General features: G+C 69.0%; 16 protein-coding genes. 7 read left to right on the top strand and 9 right to left on the bottom strand.

Annotated features, from left to right (window positions below; all coding sequences use genetic code 11):
* Positions 1-433: 433 nt before the first annotated feature.
* From tkt to pgl, 6 genes are all read left to right on the top strand, one after another.
* Positions 434-2,533, top strand: a complete 2,100-nt coding sequence (tkt, locus tag ATK30_RS32040; RefSeq protein ID WP_101438590.1) for a transketolase — start codon at positions 434-436, stop codon at positions 2,531-2,533.
* A 66-nt stretch (positions 2,534-2,599) separates the two neighbouring features.
* Positions 2,600-3,712: a transaldolase gene (tal, locus tag ATK30_RS32035; protein ID WP_101441176.1), complete on the top strand. Its 1,113-nt coding sequence runs from the start codon at positions 2,600-2,602 to the stop codon at positions 3,710-3,712.
* Between the two features lie 10 nt (positions 3,713-3,722).
* On the top strand, positions 3,723-5,342 hold the full coding sequence (locus ATK30_RS32030; RefSeq protein WP_101438589.1) for a glucose-6-phosphate isomerase: 1,620 nt from the start codon (positions 3,723-3,725) through the stop codon (positions 5,340-5,342).
* Positions 5,339-6,868 carry a glucose-6-phosphate dehydrogenase gene (gene zwf, locus ATK30_RS32025; RefSeq protein WP_101438588.1) on the top strand — a complete coding sequence of 510 codons (1,530 nt, stop codon included), beginning with the start codon at positions 5,339-5,341 and terminating at the stop codon, positions 6,866-6,868. Before ATK30_RS32030 ends, zwf begins: the two co-directional genes overlap by 4 nt.
* Positions 6,865-7,917: a glucose-6-phosphate dehydrogenase assembly protein OpcA gene (opcA, locus tag ATK30_RS32020; protein ID WP_101438587.1), complete on the top strand. Its 1,053-nt coding sequence runs from the start codon at positions 6,865-6,867 to the stop codon at positions 7,915-7,917. The genes zwf and opcA overlap by 4 nt, the downstream gene beginning before the upstream one ends.
* The gene (pgl, locus tag ATK30_RS32015) at positions 7,914-8,687 is read left to right on the top strand and encodes a 6-phosphogluconolactonase (protein WP_101438586.1); all 774 of its coding nucleotides are present in this window, start codon (positions 7,914-7,916) and stop codon (positions 8,685-8,687) included. Before opcA ends, pgl begins: the two co-directional genes overlap by 4 nt.
* 102 nt (positions 8,688-8,789) lie before the next feature.
* On the opposite strand, the gene ATK30_RS32010 is transcribed toward pgl, so the two are convergent.
* A complete protein-coding gene (locus tag ATK30_RS32010) occupies positions 8,790-9,449 on the bottom strand; it encodes a GntR family transcriptional regulator (RefSeq protein ID WP_208637700.1) in 660 nt (219 codons plus the stop codon).
* Positions 9,450-10,055: 606 nt separating this feature from the next.
* On the opposite strand from ATK30_RS32010, the gene ATK30_RS32005 reads away from it, so the two are divergent.
* Positions 10,056-11,258 (top strand): sensor histidine kinase, encoded by a 1,203-nt coding sequence (locus tag ATK30_RS32005; RefSeq protein ID WP_167442037.1) that lies wholly within the window; start codon positions 10,056-10,058, stop codon positions 11,256-11,258.
* 490 nt (positions 11,259-11,748) lie between these two features.
* Here ATK30_RS32005 and ATK30_RS32000 read toward each other — a convergent pair whose 3' ends face one another.
* The 8 genes from ATK30_RS32000 to ATK30_RS45130 form a co-directional block, all read right to left on the bottom strand.
* Complete coding sequence (locus ATK30_RS32000) at positions 11,749-12,093, bottom strand: RNA polymerase-binding protein RbpA (protein ID WP_009075886.1); 345 nt, start codon at positions 12,091-12,093, stop codon at positions 11,749-11,751.
* A 76-nt stretch (positions 12,094-12,169) separates the two neighbouring features.
* A complete protein-coding gene (gene secG, locus ATK30_RS31995) occupies positions 12,170-12,400 on the bottom strand; it encodes a preprotein translocase subunit SecG (protein ID WP_033292761.1) in 231 nt (76 codons plus the stop codon).
* Between the two features lie 137 nt (positions 12,401-12,537).
* Positions 12,538-13,323 carry a triose-phosphate isomerase gene (gene tpiA / locus ATK30_RS31990; protein ID WP_101438584.1) on the bottom strand — a complete coding sequence of 262 codons (786 nt, stop codon included), beginning with the start codon at positions 13,321-13,323 and terminating at the stop codon, positions 12,538-12,540.
* A complete protein-coding gene (locus ATK30_RS31985) occupies positions 13,324-14,538 on the bottom strand; it encodes a phosphoglycerate kinase (RefSeq protein WP_101438583.1) in 1,215 nt (404 codons plus the stop codon).
* A gap of 5 nt (positions 14,539-14,543) precedes the next feature.
* Entirely contained in the window at positions 14,544-15,545 is a 1,002-nt protein-coding gene (gap, locus tag ATK30_RS31980; protein WP_101438582.1) for a type I glyceraldehyde-3-phosphate dehydrogenase, read from the bottom strand.
* 1,172 nt (positions 15,546-16,717) lie between these two features.
* Entirely contained in the window at positions 16,718-18,283 is a 1,566-nt protein-coding gene (locus tag ATK30_RS46495) for a DNA glycosylase AlkZ-like family protein (RefSeq protein ID WP_244194791.1), read from the bottom strand.
* 157 nt (positions 18,284-18,440) lie between these two features.
* Positions 18,441-19,196, bottom strand: a complete 756-nt coding sequence (locus ATK30_RS31960) for a hypothetical protein (RefSeq protein WP_134662600.1) — start codon at positions 19,194-19,196, stop codon at positions 18,441-18,443.
* A 35-nt stretch (positions 19,197-19,231) separates the two neighbouring features.
* The gene (locus tag ATK30_RS45130) at positions 19,232-19,390 is read right to left on the bottom strand and encodes a hypothetical protein (RefSeq protein WP_158242531.1); all 159 of its coding nucleotides are present in this window, start codon (positions 19,388-19,390) and stop codon (positions 19,232-19,234) included.
* Positions 19,391-20,362 lie beyond the last annotated feature (972 nt).

Here is a 20,362-nt window from a genome sequence, read left to right as displayed (position 1 = left end):
CCCTGAGTCAGTCCTGGGCCGGGCGGCCCGGAAGTAAAGGTGGTGCTCGGTGACATCTCCCGTGCCTGGCCCGCGATCGATGTTAGACGTGGCGGACCGGCTCGACGCCCGCGGGTCCGGGACACGCCCGGCGGTGTCTCGTCCGTCACGTCCGCCGCCGCGGGCCGCGATGAGTCGCGAAAGCCCGCGGCGGGTAGCCGGAAACCGACAGGCGGGCAGGATCACCTCACCCGCGGGGCTGTCGCCCGCGCTCGCGCGCACGCGTACGCACTAGGGTGACAGCGTCGGGCCGCTCGCTCCGCCTGCACAGCGCCGTCAGCAGGAATATCGTCCCTTCGGGATCGATTGAGATGACTGAGGGCGCACAGCGCGGCACCCGAGCGGCACGCACGGAATACAGCCACCACTTCACCGACGCAGGAGTTCGAGTTCAGTGTCCGAAACCTCTAGCAGCGAGACCAACCCCTTGCTCCGGCGCAACCTGCCGGCCGACTGGACCGAGACCGACACCCGCGCCGTGGACACCGCCCGCGTGCTGGCCGCGGACGCCGTGGAAAACTGCGGCAGCGGGCACCCGGGCACTGCGATGAGCCTGGCGCCGCTGGCGTACACGCTGTTCCAGCGCACCATGCGGCACGACCCGGCCGACCCGGAGTGGCCCGCCCGCGACCGGTTCGTCCTGTCCGCCGGGCACTCCAGCCTCACCCTCTACATCCAGCTGTACCTGGCCGGGTTCGGCCTCGAGCTGGAGGACCTCAAGCAGCTGCGCCGCTGGGGTTCCAAGACCCCGGGCCACCCGGAGTACCGGCACACCAAGGGCGTCGAGACCACGACCGGCCCGCTGGGCCAGGGCCTCGCGAACGGCGTCGGCATGGCGATGGCGGCGCGGCGCGAGCGCGGCCTGCTCGACCCGGACGCCCCGGGCGGCGAGAGCATCTTCGACCACCACATCTACGTGATCGCCTCCGACGGCGACATCGAAGAGGGCGTCACCTCCGAGGCCTCGTCCATCGCGGGCCGCCAGCAGCTGGGCAACCTGATCGTCTTCTACGACGACAACAAGATCTCCATCGAGGACGACACCAACATCGCGCTGTCCGAGGACGTCGCGAAGCGGTACGAGGCCTACGGCTGGCACGTGCAGACCGTCGAGGGCGGCGAGGACGTCGTCGCGATCGAGGCGGCCATCAAGGCGGCGCAGGCCGAGACCCAGCGTCCGTCGTTCATCCAGCTGCGCACGATCATCGGCTACCCGGCCCCGACGAAGATGAACACCGGCAAGGCGCACGGCGCGGCGCTGGGCGCGGACGAGGTCGCCGGCGTCAAGAAGGCGCTGGGCTTCGACCCGGAGAAGAACTTCGACGTCGAGGACGCGGTGCTCGCGCACACCCGCCAGGCGATCGAGCGCGGCGAGAAGCAGCGCGCCGAGTGGCAGGAGCGCTTCGAGGCGTGGGCCGCGGCGAACCCGGAGCGCAAGAAGCTGGCCGACCGGCTGTCGACCCGCACGCTGCCCGAGGGCTTCGCGGACAACCTGCCGTCGTGGGAGCCGGACGCCAAGGGCATCGCCACCCGCAAGGCCTCCGGCGAGGTGCTGAACGCGCTGGCCGAGCCGCTGCCCGAGCTGTGGGGCGGTTCCGCGGACCTGGCGGAGAGCAACAACACCACCATGAAGGGCGCCGACTCGTTCGGCCCGGCCGAGGCCGGCACCGACATGTGGAAGACCAACCCGTACGGCCGCACGCTGCACTTCGGCATCCGCGAGCACGCGATGGGCTCGATCCTCAACGGCATCGCGCTGCACGGCGGGACCCGCCCGTACGGCGCGACCTTCCTCACCTTCTCCGACTACATGCGCCCGCCGGTCCGGCTCGCCGCGCTGATGAAGGCGCCGGTCATCTACGTGTGGACGCACGACTCGATCGGTCTCGGCGAGGACGGCCCGACGCACCAGCCGATCGAGCAGATCGCCGCGCTGCGCGCCATCCCGGGCCTCAACGTCGTCCGCCCGGCGGACGCCAACGAGACCGCGTACGCGTGGAAGGCCGTGCTGGAGGACGTGCACCACCCGTCCGGCTTCGCGCTGACCCGGCAGAACGTGCCGGTGCTGGAAGGCACGAACGCCGAGGGCGTCAAGAAGGGCGGCTACGTGCTGGCCGAGGCGTCCAACGGCAGCCCGGAGGTCGTGCTGATCGCGACCGGTTCCGAGGTCCAGCTGGCGGTCGAGGCGCGCAAGACCCTCGAGGCCGACGGCATCCCGACCAGCGTCGTGTCGATGCCGTGCGTCGAGTGGTTCGACGCGCAGGAGCAGGACTACAAGGACGCGGTGCTGCCGCCGACGGTCAAGGCCCGCGTTTCGGTCGAGGCCGGGATCGCGATGCCGTGGCAGCGGTTCACCGGTGACGCCGGGGTGAACGTTTCGATCGAGCACTACGGCGCTTCGGCCGATGCTGCCACGCTGTTCCGCGAGTTCGGTTTCACCGCCGAGGCCGTGGTCGACGCCGCGCGTCGCTCGATCGCCAACACCAAAAACTGAAATGCCGCCTCATCCCCACCACCCACCCTCAACGGAGGCGCTACGCGCCCAGAAGGGATGAAAACCATGAGCACTGATCGGCTCGCGCAGCTGTCCGAGGCAGGCGTCTCGATCTGGCTGGACGACCTCTCGCGGGAGCGCCTGAACTCGGGCAACCTCGCCGGGCTCATCCGCGACAAGCACGTCGTCGGCGTGACCACCAACCCGACCATTTTCGCGAACGCGCTGTCGAAGGGCGACGCGTACGACGAGCAGGTCAACGAGCTCGCCGCGCGCGGCGCGGACCTCGACGGCACCGTCCGGGAACTGACCACCACCGACGTGCGCAACGCCGCGGACCTGTTCCGCGACGTGTACAACGCCACGAACGGCGTCGACGGCCGCGTGTCCATCGAGGTGGACCCGCGCCTGGCGAAGGACACCGAGAAGACGGTGGCCGAGGCCAAGGACCTGTGGAAGACCGTCGACCGGCCGAACGTGATGATCAAGATCCCGGCGACCGAAGAAGGCCTGCCCGCGATCACCGCGGTGCTCGCCGAGGGCATCAGCGTCAACGTCACGCTGATCTTCTCCGTCGAGCGCTACGAGGCGGTCATCAAGGCCTTCTTCGCCGGCTTGGAGCAGGCGAAGGCCAACGGCCACGACCTCAAGGGCATCCACTCGGTCGCGTCGTTCTTCGTGTCCCGGGTGGACACCGAGGTCGACAAGCGGCTGAACGCGATCGGCACCGACGAGGCCAAGGCGCTGCTGGGCGAGGCGGCCATCGCCAACGCGCGGCTCGCGTACGCGGCCTTCGAGAAGCTGTTCGCCACGGACCGGTGGAAGGCGCTCGCCGAGGCCGGCGCGAACGCGCAGCGTCCGCTGTGGGCCTCCACCGGCGTGAAGGACCCGGCCTACTCCGACACCCGTTACGTCGACCAGCTCGTGGTCAAGGACGTCGTGAACACGATGCCCGAGAAGACCATGGACTCGGTCGCCGACCACGCCGAGATCACCGGCGACACGGTTTCCGGAAAGGGCGAGCAGGCGCAGGCGATCTTCGACAAGCTGTCGGCGGCCGGCATCGACGTGCCGGACGTGTTCGTGACGCTGGAGACCGAAGGCGTCGAGAAGTTCGAGAAGTCCTGGCAGGAACTGCTGGACACGGTGACCGGGCAGCTGAACAAAGCGAGGGGCTGAACCAGAGACCATGAGCGGGGACGAAACCGGCGTCGTGATCGTCGACGCCGAACTGGCAGAAAAGGCAGCGCCGCTGGCGCAGCGGCTGGCCGCCGACGGCGCCGCTGCCAAGCTCGCCGCCCAGGACCCCACGCTGTGGGGCCCGGACGCCGAGTCCGAAGCGTCGATCCGATTGTCCTGGACGACGTTGCACAAGTCGTCGCGTCCGTTGATCGGGGAAATCGAAGCGCTGCGCGCGGAACTGCGCAGCGAGGGCGTGGACCGCGTGGTGCTCGCCGGCATGGGCGGTTCGTCGCTCGCGCCGGAGGTCATCACCGCCACCGCCGGCGTCCCGCTCACGGTGCTCGACACGACCGACCCCGGCCAGGTGGCCGACGCGCTCGCGGGCGACCTCGAGCGCACGGTCATCGTGGTGTCGTCGAAGTCCGGCGGCACCGTGGAGACCGACAGCCACCGCCGGATTTTCGCCAAGGCGTTCGCGGACGCCGGGATCGACGCGGCGCGGCGGATCGTCGTCGTGACCGATCCCGGCTCCCCGTTCTCCGAACTGGCGGAGAAAGAGGGCTACCGCAAGACCTTCCTGGCCGATCCGCACGTCGGCGGCCGCTACTCCGCGCTGACCGCGTTCGGCCTCGTGCCCGCCGGTCTCGCGGGCGCGGACGTCGCGCGGCTGCTCGACCAGGCGGCGTCGGTGGCGGAGACGCTCGCCGAGGACACCGCCGAGAACCCGGCCGTGCAGCTGGCCGCGGCTTGGGCCGCGGCACATGAAGCGGGCGCGGAGAAGGTCGTGCTGGCCGACACCGGGTCCGGGATCAAGGGCTTCCCCGACTGGGCGGAGCAGCTGATCGCCGAGTCCACCGGCAAGCTCGGCACCGGCCTGCTGCCGGTGGCCGTCGAGGGCCCGGACGCCCCCGGGTTCGCCGACCACGGCAAGGACGCGACCGCGGTCGCGATCGGCGCCCCGGAAGGCGCGGCGCAGGTCTCGGTGACCGGCCCGCTCGGCGCGCAGTTCCTGATGTGGGAGTTCGCGACCGCGCTCGCCGGACGGCTGATCGGGATCAACCCGTTCGACCAGCCGGACGTCGAGGCGGCAAAGAAGGCGGCTCGCGCGCTGCTGGACGACCCGGAGAAGCTGAAGGGCGGCGAAGCACCGGCCACTGTGGACGGTGCGGTCGAAGTCTTCGGCAGCGAAGGAGTCTCGACCGACGGCAAGCTCGCCGACGTGCTGCGCGCGTTCTTCGGCTCGGTGGCCGACGGCGGGTACATCGCGGTGCAGGCCTACCTGGACCGGCTGGACGACGCGTCGACTTCGCTGCTGCGCACCGAAATCGCCAAGCGGACCGGCGTGCAGACCACGTTCGGCTGGGGCCCGCGGTTCCTGCACTCCACCGGGCAGTACCACAAGGGCGGCCACCAGAACGGCAGCTTCCTGCAGATCACCGGCGCGGTCGGCGAAGACCTGTCCGTGCCGGACCGCCCGTACACGCTGGGACAGCTCCAGCACGCGCAGGCGCTCGGCGACGGCCAGGTGCTCGCCGAGCACGGGCGCCCGGTGCTGCGGCTGCACCTGACCGACCGCGCCGCCGGGCTCGCCGAGCTCGTCCGAGCAGTGCAGGAGGCCGCCCAGTGACCACCTGGCGCAACCCGCTGCGGGACCCCCGCGACAAGCGGCTGCCGCGGATCGCCGGGCCGTCGAGCCTGGTGATCTTCGGCGTGACCGGCGACCTGGCGCGCAAGAAGCTCATGCCCGCCATCTACGACCTCGCGCACCGCGGGCTGCTGCCCGCCGGGTTCTCGCTGGTCGGCTTCGCCCGCCGGGACTGGGAACACCAGGACTTCGGCGAGCTGGTGCACGATTCGGTGCGCGAGCACGCGCGGACGCCGTTCAAGGAGTCGGTCTGGAACCGGCTCGCCGAAGGAATCCGGTTCGTCCAGGGCACTTTCGACGACGACGAGGCCTTCGACCGGCTCGCGAAGACCGTGCGCGAACTGGACGAGGAACGCGGCACCGGCGGCAACACCGCGTTCTACCTGTCGATCCCGCCGGGCGCGTTCCCGGTGGTGACCAAGCAGCTGGCGCGTTCGGGCCTCGCGCAGGCCGACGAGAACACCTGGCGGCGCGTGGTCATCGAGAAGCCGTTCGGCCACGATCTCAAGAGCGCCAAGGAGCTCAACGCGATCGTGAACGACGTCTTCCCCGAGGAGTCGGTGTTCCGCATCGACCACTACCTCGGCAAGGAGACGGTGCAGAACATCCTGGCGCTGCGGTTCGCGAACCAGCTGTTCGAGCCGATCTGGAACGCGAACTTCATCGACCACGTGCAGATCACCATGGCCGAGGACATCGGCCTCGGCGGCCGCGCGGGGTACTACGACGGGATCGGCGCCGCGCGCGACGTCATCCAGAACCACCTGCTGCAGCTGCTCGCCTTCACCGCGATGGACGAGCCGCTGTCGTTCGAGCCGAAGGCGCTGCGGTCGGAGAAGGCCAAGGTGCTGGCGGCGACCAAGCCGATGCTGCCGCTCGACCAAACCACCGCGCGCGGCCAGTACGCGGGCGGCTGGCAGGGCGGCACCAAGGTGCCGGGACTGTTGCAGGAAGCCGGTTTCGCGAAGGACTCGAAGACCGAGACGTATGCCGCGGTGACGCTGGAGGTGCAGAACCGCCGCTGGGCGGGCGTGCCGTTCTACCTGCGCACCGGCAAGCGGCTCGGCCGTCGCGTCACCGAGATCGCGGTCGTGTTCAAGCGCGCGCCGCACCTGCCGTTCGACTCCACCTCGACTGAGGAGCTGGGGCAGAACGCGCTGGTCATCCGCGTGCAGCCGGACGAGGGCATCACGCTGCGGTTCGGGTCGAAGGTGCCGGGGACCACGATGGAGGTCCGCGACGTCACGATGGACTTCGGCTACGGCCACGCGTTCACCGAATCGTCGCCGGAGGCCTACGAGCGGCTGATCCTGGACGTGCTGCTGGGCGAGCCGTCGCTGTTCCCGGTGAACGAGGAAGTCGAGCTGTCGTGGGAGATCCTCGACCCGGTGCTGTCGCACTGGGCGAAGCTCGGCACCGCGCCGGAGCAGTACCCGCCGGGCAGCTGGGGACCGAAGTCGGCTGACGAAATGCTGGAGCGTACCGGCAGGCACTGGAGGCGTCCGTGATCATCGACCTGCCGTCGACCACGACGTCGGCGCTGAACAAGAAACTGGTGGAGATCCGCGAGCAGGGCGGCCAGGTCGCGCTCGGCCGGGTGCTGACGCTGGTGATCGTCGCGGACGACGACGCCAAGCTCGAAGACGCCATCGAAGCCGCGAACGACGCCAGCCGGGAGCACCCGTCGCGGGTGATCGTCGTGGCGAAGGGCGCGCGCACGGCCGCGCCGCGGATAGACGGCCAGATCCGCGTCGGCGGCGACGCCGGTGCGAGCGAGGTCATCGTGCTGCGGCTGTACGGCCCCCTGGCCGCGCAGGGGCAGAGCGCCGTGGTGCCGCTGCTGCTGCCGGACGCGCCGATCGTCACCTGGTGGCCGGGCGTCGGTCCGAAGGCCCCCGCGGAGGACCCGCTGGGCCAGCTGGCGCAGCGGCGAATCACCGACTCCGCCGCGGAAAAGAACCCCATAAGGGCTCTCACCACGCGCGCGAAGGCCTATGTGGAGGGCGACACCGACCTGGCGTGGACCCGGCTGACCCGCTGGCGGGCGCAGCTGGTGTCGGCGCTGGACCTGCCGCCGTACGAGAAGATCACCGGCGCGACGGTGACCGGCGAGGCCGATTCGCCGTCCACCGAACTGCTCGCGGGCTGGCTCGCCGAGTACCTCAAGGCTCCGGTGCACCGGGTCAAGAGCTCGAGCGCGCAGGGCATCATCTCGGTGAAGCTGGAGCGGAAGTCGGGCGCGGTGGAGCTGACGCGGCCGGACGGGCGGGTCGGCACGCTGACCCAGCCGGGCCAGCCGACGCGGCGGATCGCGTTGCAGCGGCGCAGCAATCCGGAGTGCCTCGTGGAGGAACTGCGGCGGCTCGACCCGGACGAGATCTACGAGGCGGCGCTGCACGGGCTGCACAAGATCGCCGCGTCCAACGGGTCCAAGCCCGCTGCCGCCAAGGCTTCCGCTGCGGCCAAGCCCGCTGCCGCCAAGGCCGCGGCCAAACCCGCCGCGGCGGCGAAGCCGAAGGCGACCGGCCGCAAGGCGGCGGAAAAGAGCACCTCATGAGCCGGACCGAGGTCGTCGTCTACGAAAACCCGGACCTGCTGGCCGCGGCCGCCGCGGCCCGGCTAGTGACCCGGATCGTCGACGTGCAGGCGGCCCGGGGGACGGCGTCGGTGGTGCTCACCGGCGGCGGCACTGGCATCGCCGTGCTGCGGGAACTGCGGGAGTCGAGCGCGCGGGACGCGATCGACTGGTCGCGGTTGGACATCTACTGGGGTGACGAGCGGTTCGTCCCGGCGGATTCGGACGAGCGCAACGAGAAGGGCGCGCGCGAAGCGCTGCTCGACCACGTCCCGCTGGCTCCGGAGCGGGTGCACGCGATGGCCCCGTCGGACGGCGAGTTCGGCGACGACGTCGACGCGGCCGCCGAGGCGTACGCGAAGGTGCTCTCCGACGCGGCAGGCCCCGATGCCGATGTGCCGGAGTTCGACATCATGCTGCTGGGCCTGGGCGGCGAGGGCCACACGGCGTCGCTGTTCCCGGAAACCGACGAGGTGCGCGAAACGCAGCGCTCGGTGGTACCGGTCCGCGACTGCCCGAAGCCTCCGCCGACGCGTGTGTCGCTCACGCTGCCGGCCATCCGCCGCGCCCGCGAGGTGTGGCTGATGACGGCGGGCACCGCCAAGGCGGACGCGGTCGCGCAGGCACTGGCCGGTGCGCCGGAAACGCAGATCCCGGTGTCGGGCGCCCGCGGCTACCGGCGGACGTTGTGGCTCTTGGACCGCGAGGCGGCCGGGAAGCTGACGAAGGTGTACCAGCCGCCAGCTGAGTAAGACAGTTTTGCCGAGAAGGGCTCCTCGTGCGTTGGCGCGGGGAGCCTTTTTCGTTGCGGGGCAAGGATACTGAGCTTTTGCGTTCCTACGCGAGCACCAGCCCTACTCCCCCGCCGCCTCCGCGCCGGTCAGCACTGCCGCCGTCGCCGCCAAGTGGTCCGTCAGCAACTCCGCCGCCGCTTCCGGATCCCGGCTCAACGCCGCCCGCTCCAGTCCCTCGTGCTGGGCGAGGACGTCCTCCACCGGAATCCGGTACGCCGGGTGCACCGTCCACCGCCGGGCCAGTTCGCTCGCCATCCACATCCGGTCGAAGGTCTCCAGCAGCACCGCGTTCCCGCAGCCGTCGAGCAGCGTGCGGTGGAACAAGCGGTGCGCTTCCGCCCAAGCAGCGGAGTAGTAGCTGCCTTCCTCCGGCACATACATCGGCGTCCGAGCGAGCCGGTGCCCCGCCGCGCGCACTCGCGTCTCCCACTCCAGGTCTCCGCGCGCGACCGACATCCGCAGCATCGCGGGCTCGACCGTCCGGCGCGCCTCGATGATCTCCTGCCACCGCTGATCAGCGAGCGTGGGCACGGCGAACCCGCGGTTCGTCAGCCGTTCCGCCAGTCCCTCGCCGACCAACCGGACCAGCGCCTCCCGCACCACGGCGAGGCTGACCTCGTACCGCGCCGCCAGTTCCTGCGGTTTCAGCGCCTGTCCTGGCTCGACCTCACCGCGCATGATCGCGTCGCGGACCCGGTCGTAGATCTGCTCGGACAGCATCTGCTTCATGCTGCCAGGATAGACAATCTGCCAAATCATCGATTATAAGCGACATAGTCGATGAGAGGCTGCGCCAGCGAGGGGAGCTTGTTCTTCCGTTCGCGCCGACCGGCGACCCGGCCGACGCCCCGCCCGCGGGATCACGATGGCCGCGCGGTTTTCGTCGCGACCGCGGAGATACCCGCGTAAACCGCCTGCTCACTCCAGTCGACGCCTCGTGCCCGCCACCACGCGGCGGCCTTCGACTGCGCAACGACACTTCGCGCCCACCCGCACGGGTGATCTCTCCCCTGTTCGCGTGGGCCCGACCTGGGCGGCAAACGGAGCAACTGACACTCGGCCAAAAAGCGGCTCACCACGATGTGGGAACCGCCGTATGGTGAACGTAAGGTGATGTGATCGACACAAGGTGACGTCACCTGCCCGACGTTCATCCTGTTGGAGCAGTTGTGGAGATTACAACACCACAAGTACCACTCTGGGTGAAACTTACTGGCAACACACACGTTCCCGTTAGCATCCGCACATTTGTTCACCGCCGCGCGTCCCGATCGGGTGGCCGGAGCATCTCATCACTAAGTCCACAAGACGAATGGGGTCGCCGCGATGAGCACTGAGGGACTCTCGATTCCTGGCATCTCGATGAGCAGCTCCGCCGCGGGAGCCGCCCGGCGGGCCAGGCGCGCCAGCCTGACCGGGGCGTTCGCCGTGTTCCGGAAACCCCTCGTCGCGACGATCGCCATCGAGGCGGTGGTCGTGCTGCTGGCGGTGCTCGACGTCTGGCTCGTCGTGCCACCGAAAGCCCAGCCTTATTCGCTGTACCTGTCGGCGGCCGCCTGCCTCGCGGTCGTGGTGCGGCGGCGCTTCCCGTTCCTCGCGGTGCTCGCCGCAGCGCCGGGATTCTTCGCCGGATGGGCACAGCTCGCGTCGATGCTCAACCTCGGCATGCTCGCCACGCGGCGACAATCGCACTGGCAGACCTGGGTCGGTGCCGGATTGGTGTTCACCTGCCGGTTCGTGCGATGGCCGCTCTCGGAATTCGCGGACCTGAGCTGGCGCGAGCACGTCCTCGACGGGATCTACGGCGTGCTGGTGGCCGGAATGCCGATCGCGATCGGCCTGCTGATCGGGGCGCGCGCGGAGATCTCGGCGAAGCTGGCCGAACTGGCGAAGAGCCGCGACCGCGAACGCCGCTTCCACGCCGACGCGGTGCGCGCCGAGGAACGCGCCCGGCTGGCCCGCGAGATGCACGACGTCGTTTCGCACCAGATCACTCTGATCGCCATGCAGGCGGGCGCGCTGCAGGCGCAGGCCAAAGACGGCGCGGCGCTGGAGACGGCGCAGGTCATCCGCAAGCTGTCGACGCGGACGCTGGAGGAACTGCGGTCGCTGGTGAGCGTGCTGCGCTCCGGGTCCGGGGACGACGGCCCGCGGCCCGGGATAGGGGAACTGGACCACCTGATCCGCACGTCCGACGTCCCGGTGCAGCTGACCGTCGAGCAACTCCCGGACAGCCTGCCGAGCCAGGTCTCGGCGGCGGCGTACCGGACAGTGCAGGAATGCCTGACGAACGTCCACAAGCACGCCCCCGGCGCGACGGCCACGATCCGCATCCACGCGGCGAGCGGCGCGCTGGACATCGAGGTGGAGAACGCCCGCGCCTGCCGCGCCGGCGAAGCCTTCCCCTCAGGCGGTCACGGACTCACCGGACTCGCCGAGCGCGCCCGCCTGCTGGGCGGAAGCTTCGAAACGTCCGACACGGAGGACGGCGGGTTCCGGGTACGGGCCCGGTATCCACTGGACCGCTGACGAGGGCTGGCTGGGTTCTCGGGCGCGGTCGCGCCGGTTCTCACCGGCCTGACCACCCGAGGCTCTCTGCGGAGCCTGCCGCGTTTCCCTGCTGCGGACCGGTTCCCGCGGTGCTCCGGGCCGGGCAACGACAGGCCGGGTGAAGGATCCACCGGCACCGATCAGCCGGGCCCGGCCTGCGGCACAGGAATGCGCCGCGCGGCACCTGAACCTTTGCCTGCCCTGCCATGGCCCGGACCTGCGCTGCCGTGGTCAGCCTTGCCCCGGTCCACCAGCCTTGCCCTGCCCTGATCCGCCCTGGTCTGGACCTGCTCCCCCAGGTCCAGGCCGCCCGAACGGCAGCAATCTCCTCCCACGCCGCCCACTCGGCAAAGGTCTGAACCTCCACCGGCCAGGGTCCAGACCACCCAAGACTCCCCGGGAACTAAAAAACCACCGGCCCTCGCCCTCGCGGACGGGAAGCCGGTGGTCCCGGAGAAAGAACCGTGCCTCAGATCAATTCGCGGCGCTGGCGGAGACGCTCGAGCGCTTCGGCGAGGATGGCCTCGCCGTCGGCGTCGCTGCGGCGTTCCTTCACGTAAGCCAGATGCGTCTTGTACGGCTCGGTACGAGGCGCGGCGGGCGGATTCTGCTCGTCCTGACCGCCCGGGAGCCCGCAGCGCGGGCAGTCCCATTCGTCGGGGATTTCCGCGTCCATCGCGAACGACGGGCGAGCCTCGTGCCCGTTCGCGCACCAATACGACACCCGGCGCCGTGGCGCCGATTCACCCCGCTCCGATTCGCCCGAAGGACCGGCACCCACGCGGGTGCCGCGAATCGCGTTACCGCCAACCATGAATCCTCACCCGTTGGAATCGGCGGCGCGCCCCCCAATAGGCACGCCGATCGCAAGCCCCCTTCCGGGGACCCGGTCAGACCTTGAGCAGGAGGCCGAGGCCCACGATGCTGATCAGCCAGATGGCCCCGAGCAGCAGCGTGATCCGGTCGAGGTTCTTCTCGGCGACGCTGGATCCCGCGAGACTCGACTGCATCCCCCCGCCGAACAGCGACGACAGGCCGCCGCCCCGGCCGCGGTGCAGCAGCACGGCCACCACCAGCAGCACGCTGGAGGCGATCAACAGGATTTGCAGGAACAGCTTCATGTCATCCTCTGTGCTTGTCTGAGCATGCAGGGGTACGGCCGGATCCGCACAAGTGTGCGGATCTTCACCGTACCCCTGGACTCGTCCACTGCTCTAGTGACGGACCGAACACACAGGCTACCCGGTAGTGCCCACGATCAGGGCAGCGGGCCGCCCGCGGCGAGCGCGCAGAGCTTGGTGAACTCCTCGCCGTCCAGGCTGGCGCCGCCGACCAGCGCGCCGTCGATGTTGTCCGCGGCCACCAGCTCGGAGACGTTCCCGGACTTCACCGAACCGCCGTAGAGCACCCGGACCGCCGTGGCGACCTCGTCGCCGTACTTCTCCGACAGCGTCCCGCGCAGGGATTTGCAGACCTCCTCGGCGTCGGCCGCGGTGGCGACCTTGCCGGTGCCGATGGCCCACACCGGCTCGTACGCGATCACGACGGACTGCACCTGCTCGGCCTTGAGCCCCTTGAGGCCCTCGACCAGCTGGTTGCGGGTGTGCTCGAGGTGCTCGCCCGCCTCGCGGATCTCGAGCTCCTCGCCCACGCACAGGATCGGCGTGATGCCGTGCTTGAGCGCGGCCTTGACCTTCTTGTTGACCAGCTCGTCGGTCTCGCCGTGGATCGCGCGGCGCTCCGAGTGGCCGACCGTGACGAAGCTGCAGCCCAGCTTCGCCAGCATCGGGCCGGAGATGTCGCCGGTGAACGCTCCCGAGTCCTGCGGCGACAGGTCCTGCGCGCCGTAGGTGAGCGAGAGCTTGTCGGCGTCGACGAGGGTCTGCACGCTGCGGATGTCGGTGAACGGCGGCAGCACGGCCACGTCCACCTTCGCGTAGTACTTCTCCGGCAGCGCGAAGGCGATCTTCTGCACCAGGGCGATGGCCTCGAGGTGGTTGAGGTTCATCTTCCAGTTGCCTGCCACCAGGGGCTTGCGTGCCACTTAGTTCTTCCCCTCCAGCGCCGCCACGCCGGGCAGCTCCTTGCCTTCCAGGTACTCCAGCGAGGCGCCGCCGCCGGTGGAGATGTGCGAGAAGCCGTCCTCGGGAAGGCCGAGCTGCCGCACCGCGGCGGCCGAATCGCCGCCGCCGACCACGGTGAACGCGTCGCTCTTCACGAGCGCCTCGGCCACCGCGCGGGTGCCGCCGGCGAACGCTTCGAATTCGAAGACGCCCATCGGGCCGTTCCAGAACACGGTCGCCGCGTCGGCGAGCTTCTGCGCGAACAGCTCGGCGCTGCGCGGGCCGATGTCGAGGCCCATGCGGTCGGCCGGGATGGCGGTGACGTCGACGGCCTCGTGCGCCGCGTCGGCCGCGAAACCTTCCGCCGCGAGCACGTCGACCGGCAGCACCAGTTCGACGCCGCGCTTCTCGGCCTCGGCGAGGAAGCCCTTGACCTGGTCGAGCTGGTCTTCCTGCAGCAGCGACGTGCCGACCTCGTAGCCCTTGGCCTTGAGGAACGTGTACGCCATGCCGCCGCCGATGAGCAGCCGGTCGACCTTGGTGAGCAGGTTCGCGATGACGCCGAGCTTGTCGGACACCTTCGAGCCGCCGAGCGCGACCACGTACGGCCGCTTGACGTCGTCGGTGAGCTTCTTCAGCACGTCCAGCTCGGCCAGCACGAGGCCGCCCGCGTACGCCGGGAGCACCGCGGCGATCTCGTAGACCGAGGCCTGCTTGCGGTGCACGACGCCGAAGCCGTCGGAGACGAACGCCCCGCCCGGGGTCAGCGCGGCCAGCTCGGCCGCCAGCTCGGACCGGTCGACGGCGTCCTTGCTGGTCTCGCGCGCGTCGAAGCGCACGTTCTCCAGCAGCGCGACGCCGCCGTCGGCCAGCCCGGACACCAGCGCCTTCGCCGACTCGCCGACGAGGTCGCCGGCCAGCGGGACCTCGGAGCCGAGCAGTTCGCACAGCCGCTTCGCGACCGGCGCGAGCGTGAACTTCGGGTCCGGCTCGCCCTTGGGGCGGCCGAGGTGCGCGGTGACGACGACCTTCGCGCCCGCGTCGGCGAGCTTCTTGATCGTCGGCAGCGCGGCCCGGACCCGGCCGTCGTCGGTGATGACCGACCCGTCGAGCGGGACGTTCAGGTCGCTGCGCACCAGCACGTAGCGGCCCTGAACGCCCTCGCCCAGCAGGTCGTCGAGGTTGTTGACGCTCATCCGGTTCAGAGCTTCGAGCCGACGAGCTTGATCAGGTCGGCGAGGCGGTTCGAGTAGCCCCACTCGTTGTCGTACCAGCCGACGACCTTGACCTGGTTCCCGATCACCTTGGTGAGCGGCGAGTCGTAGATGCAGGACGCCGGGTCGGTGACGATGTCCGAGGACACGATCGGGTCGACCGAGTAGCGCAGGATGCCGGCCAGCGGGCCCTCGGCGGCGGCCTTGTACGCCTCGTTGATCTCGTCGACGGTGGCCGGCTTCTTGAGGGTGACGGTGAGGTCGGTGGCCGAGCCGGTCGGGACCGGGACGCGCAGCGCGTAGCCGTCCAGCTTGCCGAGCAGCTCCGGCAGCACGAGGCCGATCGCCTTGGCCGCACCGGTGGAGGCGGGGACGACGTTCAGGGCGGCGGCGCGGGCGCGGCGCAGGTCCTTGTGCGGGCCGTCCTGCAGGTTCTGGTCCTGCGTGTAGGCGTGGATCGTGGTCATCAGGCCCTGCTCGATGCCGAAGGCGTCGTTGAGGACCTTGGCCAGCGGGCCGAGGCAGTTGGTGGTGCAGGACGCGTTCGAGATGATCGTCTGCGAGCCGTCGTACTTGTCGTCGTTGACGCCGAGGACGACGGTCAGGTCCTCGCCCTTGGCCGGCGCGGAGATGATGACCTTCTTCGCGCCGCCGGCGATGTGCGCCTTGGCGGCGTCGGCGTTGGTGAAGAAGCCGGTCGACTCGACGACGACGTCCACGCCGAGGTCGCCCCAGGGCAGGTTGGCCGGGTCGCGCTCGGCGAGGGCCTTGATGGTCTTGCCGTCGACGACGATGCCCTCGTCGCTGACGCTGACCTCGCCCGGGAAGCGGCCGAGGATCGAGTCGTACTTGAGCAGGTGCGCCATCGTGTTGACGTCGCCGAGGTCGTTGAAGGCGACAACTTCGATGTCGTGACCGCTGGCCTTAACGGCACGGAAGAAGTTGCGGCCGATCCGGCCGAAGCCGTTGACACCTACGCGAACGGTCACTGCTGCCACTCCTCTGGTGTTGATCACGGCGGCGGCGCACCGGCCGCCGTCCGCTGAAGTTGGACACTGCGGAAGTTCCCCGGGGCGCCCGCCCCGGACGACTTCTGCGACTTCCGGAATCGGTGCAACCCTAGCGTGCGGGCGCCGTTGCCCCGGACTGCCCTGACGAGACTTCCACCACTGCCGGGAGACGTCAAGAATCGATTAAGAACCCAGCTCAGCCGGGTGGGGACCGGAAACGGGGCGGGCGCTCCCTCCGGTGCCGGGGGCGGGAACGGACCAGTCGCTTGATCGGTCTTGGTGCCCCGGTTCACGCTGTCGGGCGGGTTTCGCCGAGCCTCGCGGGGCGGGGGCGCGCGGGGGCGGGCGGCGGTCGCGGTCCGCGGTTGGCTCGGACACAGGTACCGCCGGTCGGCCGAGTCTCGGGGCGCTTCCCGCGCTCGTCTGCGCCAGTCCGGGCGTATGGGGCGACTCGGGCCAATACGGCCAACCCTGTTGGGCTAAGTTGATCTTCGCGCTTCCGTGGGGCATCGGAAGGCGATCAAGGGCCGGAACGGGCGAAATGCGGCCAGGCGGGTGCCCGCCGCAGGGAAAATTCCACCGGGCCGACCCCGATACGCAGGTCGTCCCGGCCAGGGGCAGGGCGGTGAGAGCTGACTCGGCGTCCGGCGCTGCCGCCGCCCGACGCGGTTATCAGAAGCCGTTCCGCCGCCCGCCGTCAGCAGCTCAACCACCGCCGGAGCTGTCAACAGCCCAGCCACCGCCTGAGCCAACCGGGCAACAGCCGCCCTGTCGTCGCCCGACCCGGCCACCGGACCGCACCGGCCACCGCCGGACCTGGCCAGCGGTCAGCACCAGCCACCACCGGACCGGGCCGACCGGGCAGCAGCCACCACCGCACCCGACCGCCAGGCAGCACCAGCCGCCACCGGCCCCCGCCGCCAGACAGCACCAGCCACCGCCGAACCCAGCCACCGCGCAGCAGCCACCACCGCACCCGGCCGCCAGACAGCACCAGCCACCGCCGGACCGGCCGCCAGGCAGCACCAGTCATCGCGTGACCCCGCCGCCAGGCAGCCGGGTCGGCCGGGTCGCTGAGCAAGCCGGGCCGCTGGGCGTCCGGCCGTCGCCCGCGCCGCTCACTGCGGGTCGCTTCGGCACGGTGTGCTGCGCTATCCAGACAGCTCCTTCTCCGCCGGGGTCCGGAACTTCGGCACCACTCGCGCCTCCCCCAGCCATTCGCTCAGCCGGGCTGCCTCGGCGTCCACCGCGGCGGTCTTTTCCGCTCCGATGTCCTCCAGCAGGCGGACCGCGACTTCTCCTGTCGGGCGGTGACACCAGGCTCCGACGATCCGGCCGTCGCTCCAGATCGTCGGGCCGATGTTGCCGCTGCGGTCGAACAAGGCGGCGCGGTGCGGGCCGACGTACCAGTCCCGGGACTGCCAGCCCATCGCGGTCGGATCGAGGGCCGGGAGCAGGGCGATCCACGGGTCGGGCGCGGCGACCGGGGTCAGGTCGTCGGGCAGGGCGATCGCTGGCTCGCCGTCCAGGTCGACCTCGGCGGGGGCGAGGGCGGTCAGGGCCTTTTTCGTTTGACCTGCCGTCCAGCCGCTCCACCAGCGCAGGTCGGCGACCGGTGCGGGGCCGAAGGCATAGAGCCACCGCCGGGCCAGGGCGGTTCGGGCTTCGTCTTCGGAGAGGCCTGGCCAGTCGGCGGTGCCCGGGGCGGAGACGGAGCGGTCGGACCCGTCGACGGTGCCCATGTCAGAGCGGTCCGGTCGCCCGACGGCACCGCGGTCGGAGCGACCTGGCTGGCCAACAGTGCCGGAACCAGCACCGCTCGGCTGCCCGACGGCACCGCGACCGGAGCCACCCGACCGGCCAACACCACCAGAGCCAGCACCGCCCGACTGTCCGACCCGGTTGTCGGTGTTCCACAATCGGTTGAGCGCGGCCCGTTCGTTCGTCGCAGTGGTGCGGGCACGTCCTTTCTCCTCGGGCATCGGTGTATGTGCGTCCAGGAAGGCGTGCCATGCCTGGTCGGTCACGGTCGTTTCGCAGAGGGCCTTGACCTCGGCGGCAAACTCCTCGGCCACGGTGTGGACCATCGCGAGCGCGTCGCGGGCCTCCACAATGCGGAACTTGCCGTTCTTGGAGTGCTTGACCTTGAACTGTTGGCCGTACTCGCGCAGCCCGGCCGACATCGTGTTGTCGCACACCACGTTGGTGACGGTCCGCTTGTAGGTGGTCGCAAGGCTGCCGTCGTGGCTGGTGCAGGCAACCAGGTTCGGCCGGAACTCCACACCTTCCGGGGTGGTGATGTTCTCGGGCACTTCCACGCTCACCCATGCTTGCCGGCGGTCGCGCAGCAGGCCCGCGGAACCGATCGACAGTCCGTCGTCAAGGATCGTGCCGACCTTGTCGAGCAGCCATTCCTGGTACTGGTGCACGGTGTATCCGTCGGCGAAGATTCCGAGGACGTCGCCGGTATCCGATGCGGCGATGGCTTGCTTGTTGGGCACGCGGCGAAGGCCGAACTTGCCCGCGACGAGCACCGATTCCGGTTCGGCGGTCCAGTGGAACAGACGGCGCTGCACATCGTCGACCGGGATAGCGCCGGGGTAATGGTTCGGCTCGCTCCCCTGCGCGGACGCCCGGTAGTGCCACGCCTGCCCGCGCTTGTCGGTGAACCCGATCAGCACGTTGTTGTTGAGCCATTCGCTGGTTTCTTTGGACATGACTAACCCACTTTCGTTATCGGAGGCGATAAGGAAACCGTTGCGCGGTCACGGCGTCCGCACGCGAACGCGCGCGGCACCGAAACCCCACAACACGGTTGCGACTAGTTACGACAATGAGATTGCATCAATTCGGCAAGATCACGCACGGTCAGGCTCATTTGCCGTTGGGGTGGACAACGGGGTAACAGCGTTCGCAGCCACGCAATGTTTCGCGAACGTCCGACATAGTTACGATGTGATTGCCGTGCCGATATCCGTCGACCATGACCGAAACGCATTCGCAACTGTCTTCCGCGTAGCATTCGGCGCAGTCGTAGTGCAGTGGCTCATCACAAGCGCTTTCGAGCCACTTGCCACACTCGGCGCATTGCCGATATCCCAGCTCGTACATGATGTGGTCGATATTCCAGCCGTGGCAGTCGGTGCACAAGGTCTGTCCGTCATCGCTCAGCGCCGAAACGACCTCCGCCGCGATTTCCTCGGGCACGTCGTAGCAGTCGACCAGCACGCGCGCGGCATTCTCGGATTCCCGCTCGGACAGGTCTTCGTCGTCGAGCAGCGGGTATCCGGCGAGAGCGGCACCGATACGGTCGGCTGCCTCACATGCGGTGGAATCGCCGTAGTCGTAGGCAAGAAGGCCGTTCCACTCAGCCGCTTTCCCGGGTGCCGCTTCCTCCATGAGTCGCACCGCCGCGTGCCCGTTGGACACGTCCGCCAGGTGGGCGCACTGGTGCCCGGTGAGGTAGTCGCCGGGAATTGGCAGCGGATCACCACCCGATCCGAGCACGAATCCGAATCCGGACCAGTCATTATCTCGGGCGCAGTCTTCACCGTCCCATGTCCCATAGCGAAAGTTATGCCCGAAATACAGATTCGCATCTTCGGAAAATGAAATTTCAGGGTTGTTCATGATTGACACTCCCAGTGGGCGCGGATTAGTGCGGGTCACAGACCGCATGCGGCAAAGAAGCGGTCTCGGTCGAATCGGGGGTTTACCGATTTGAAGTACGCGCACAAGGCGTCGGCGAGCGCTTTTCGTTCGTCGTCGACGACAACTTCCCTGCGTACGGAATCAGCAATTTCTTTGAAGTCTTTACGCGTCATGACAGAACCTCCAATGGTGTTGTAGTTGCAGGTTGTTTGGCGGTTCAGGCCAGTTGCGAACTGGTACGGGCCGAAATGTGGACACGTCGGATGCGATTCGCGCAAAGGGGATCATCTTCTATGTCCGTGCGATGCGAAATCACAAGCGATAGGGCCCGGTCGACCGGTAGCGCATTCCCCGAACCTCCCCAAAAGGGAAAGCCGTTATGTCTAGGGCACAACGCAGGGAACCATGCCCGTAAGACATAGCGTGCTATGAACAGCAAAAGCGCGACGCGCTTGAGAGGGCCGTTCAATGTCGGCAACCGCTTTACACAATCCGGACGCCCACACGTTGTGACGTTTGTCGGTGCTAGACCACCATGTAGTTATCTTGGGGACACACCTCTGGCAGGCATGCCTTTTATGCGCGCTACTCCGCTCTATAGCAAGGGATTCACATAACGGGGCTGCAAGCGCAGTTACTACGCATCTCAGACTAGAAATGCGCGTTTGGCTACGCGTCGTTCCCCACTACTGCCCTGCACGGTTTCGCTGCTGTCCGCGCGGCCCAAGCCGCTGCCCGCGCTGTGCGGGTCTTATATTTCATAAAGACCAAACCTTTGAGGAAAAGAAAGGAAGGAGATCGCTCGCGGGACGCCGTGCCCCGGTCCTCACGCCCTTCTCTGCCTCATCCCCTTCAATCTGTCTCGGCTACATGTCTAGGTTGACACACTGCCTAGACACTTTCAATCTTCAGCCGGGTTCCGTTATCTCGCCGTTACCTTCGGCGTCGGCCTTGCTGTTCAGGGCTGGCCAAGCCCTTGAGCTGGGAAGACGCATAGGAAGAGAAGATCGCGCAGCGGCACCCAGCACCCGCGCCCGCGACCCGCACAGCGGCACCCAGCACCCGCGCCCGCCACCCGCACAGCGGCACCCAGCACCCGCGCCCGCGACAGGCCTTGGCGGTCTGCAAGAATTCTTTTAATAATC

Origin of the sequence: Amycolatopsis echigonensis (assembly GCF_002846615.1) — a bacterium.
Lineage (GTDB): Bacteria > Actinomycetota > Actinomycetes > Mycobacteriales > Pseudonocardiaceae > Amycolatopsis > Amycolatopsis echigonensis.
This window is presented reverse-complemented; position numbering and strand designations above follow the sequence as displayed.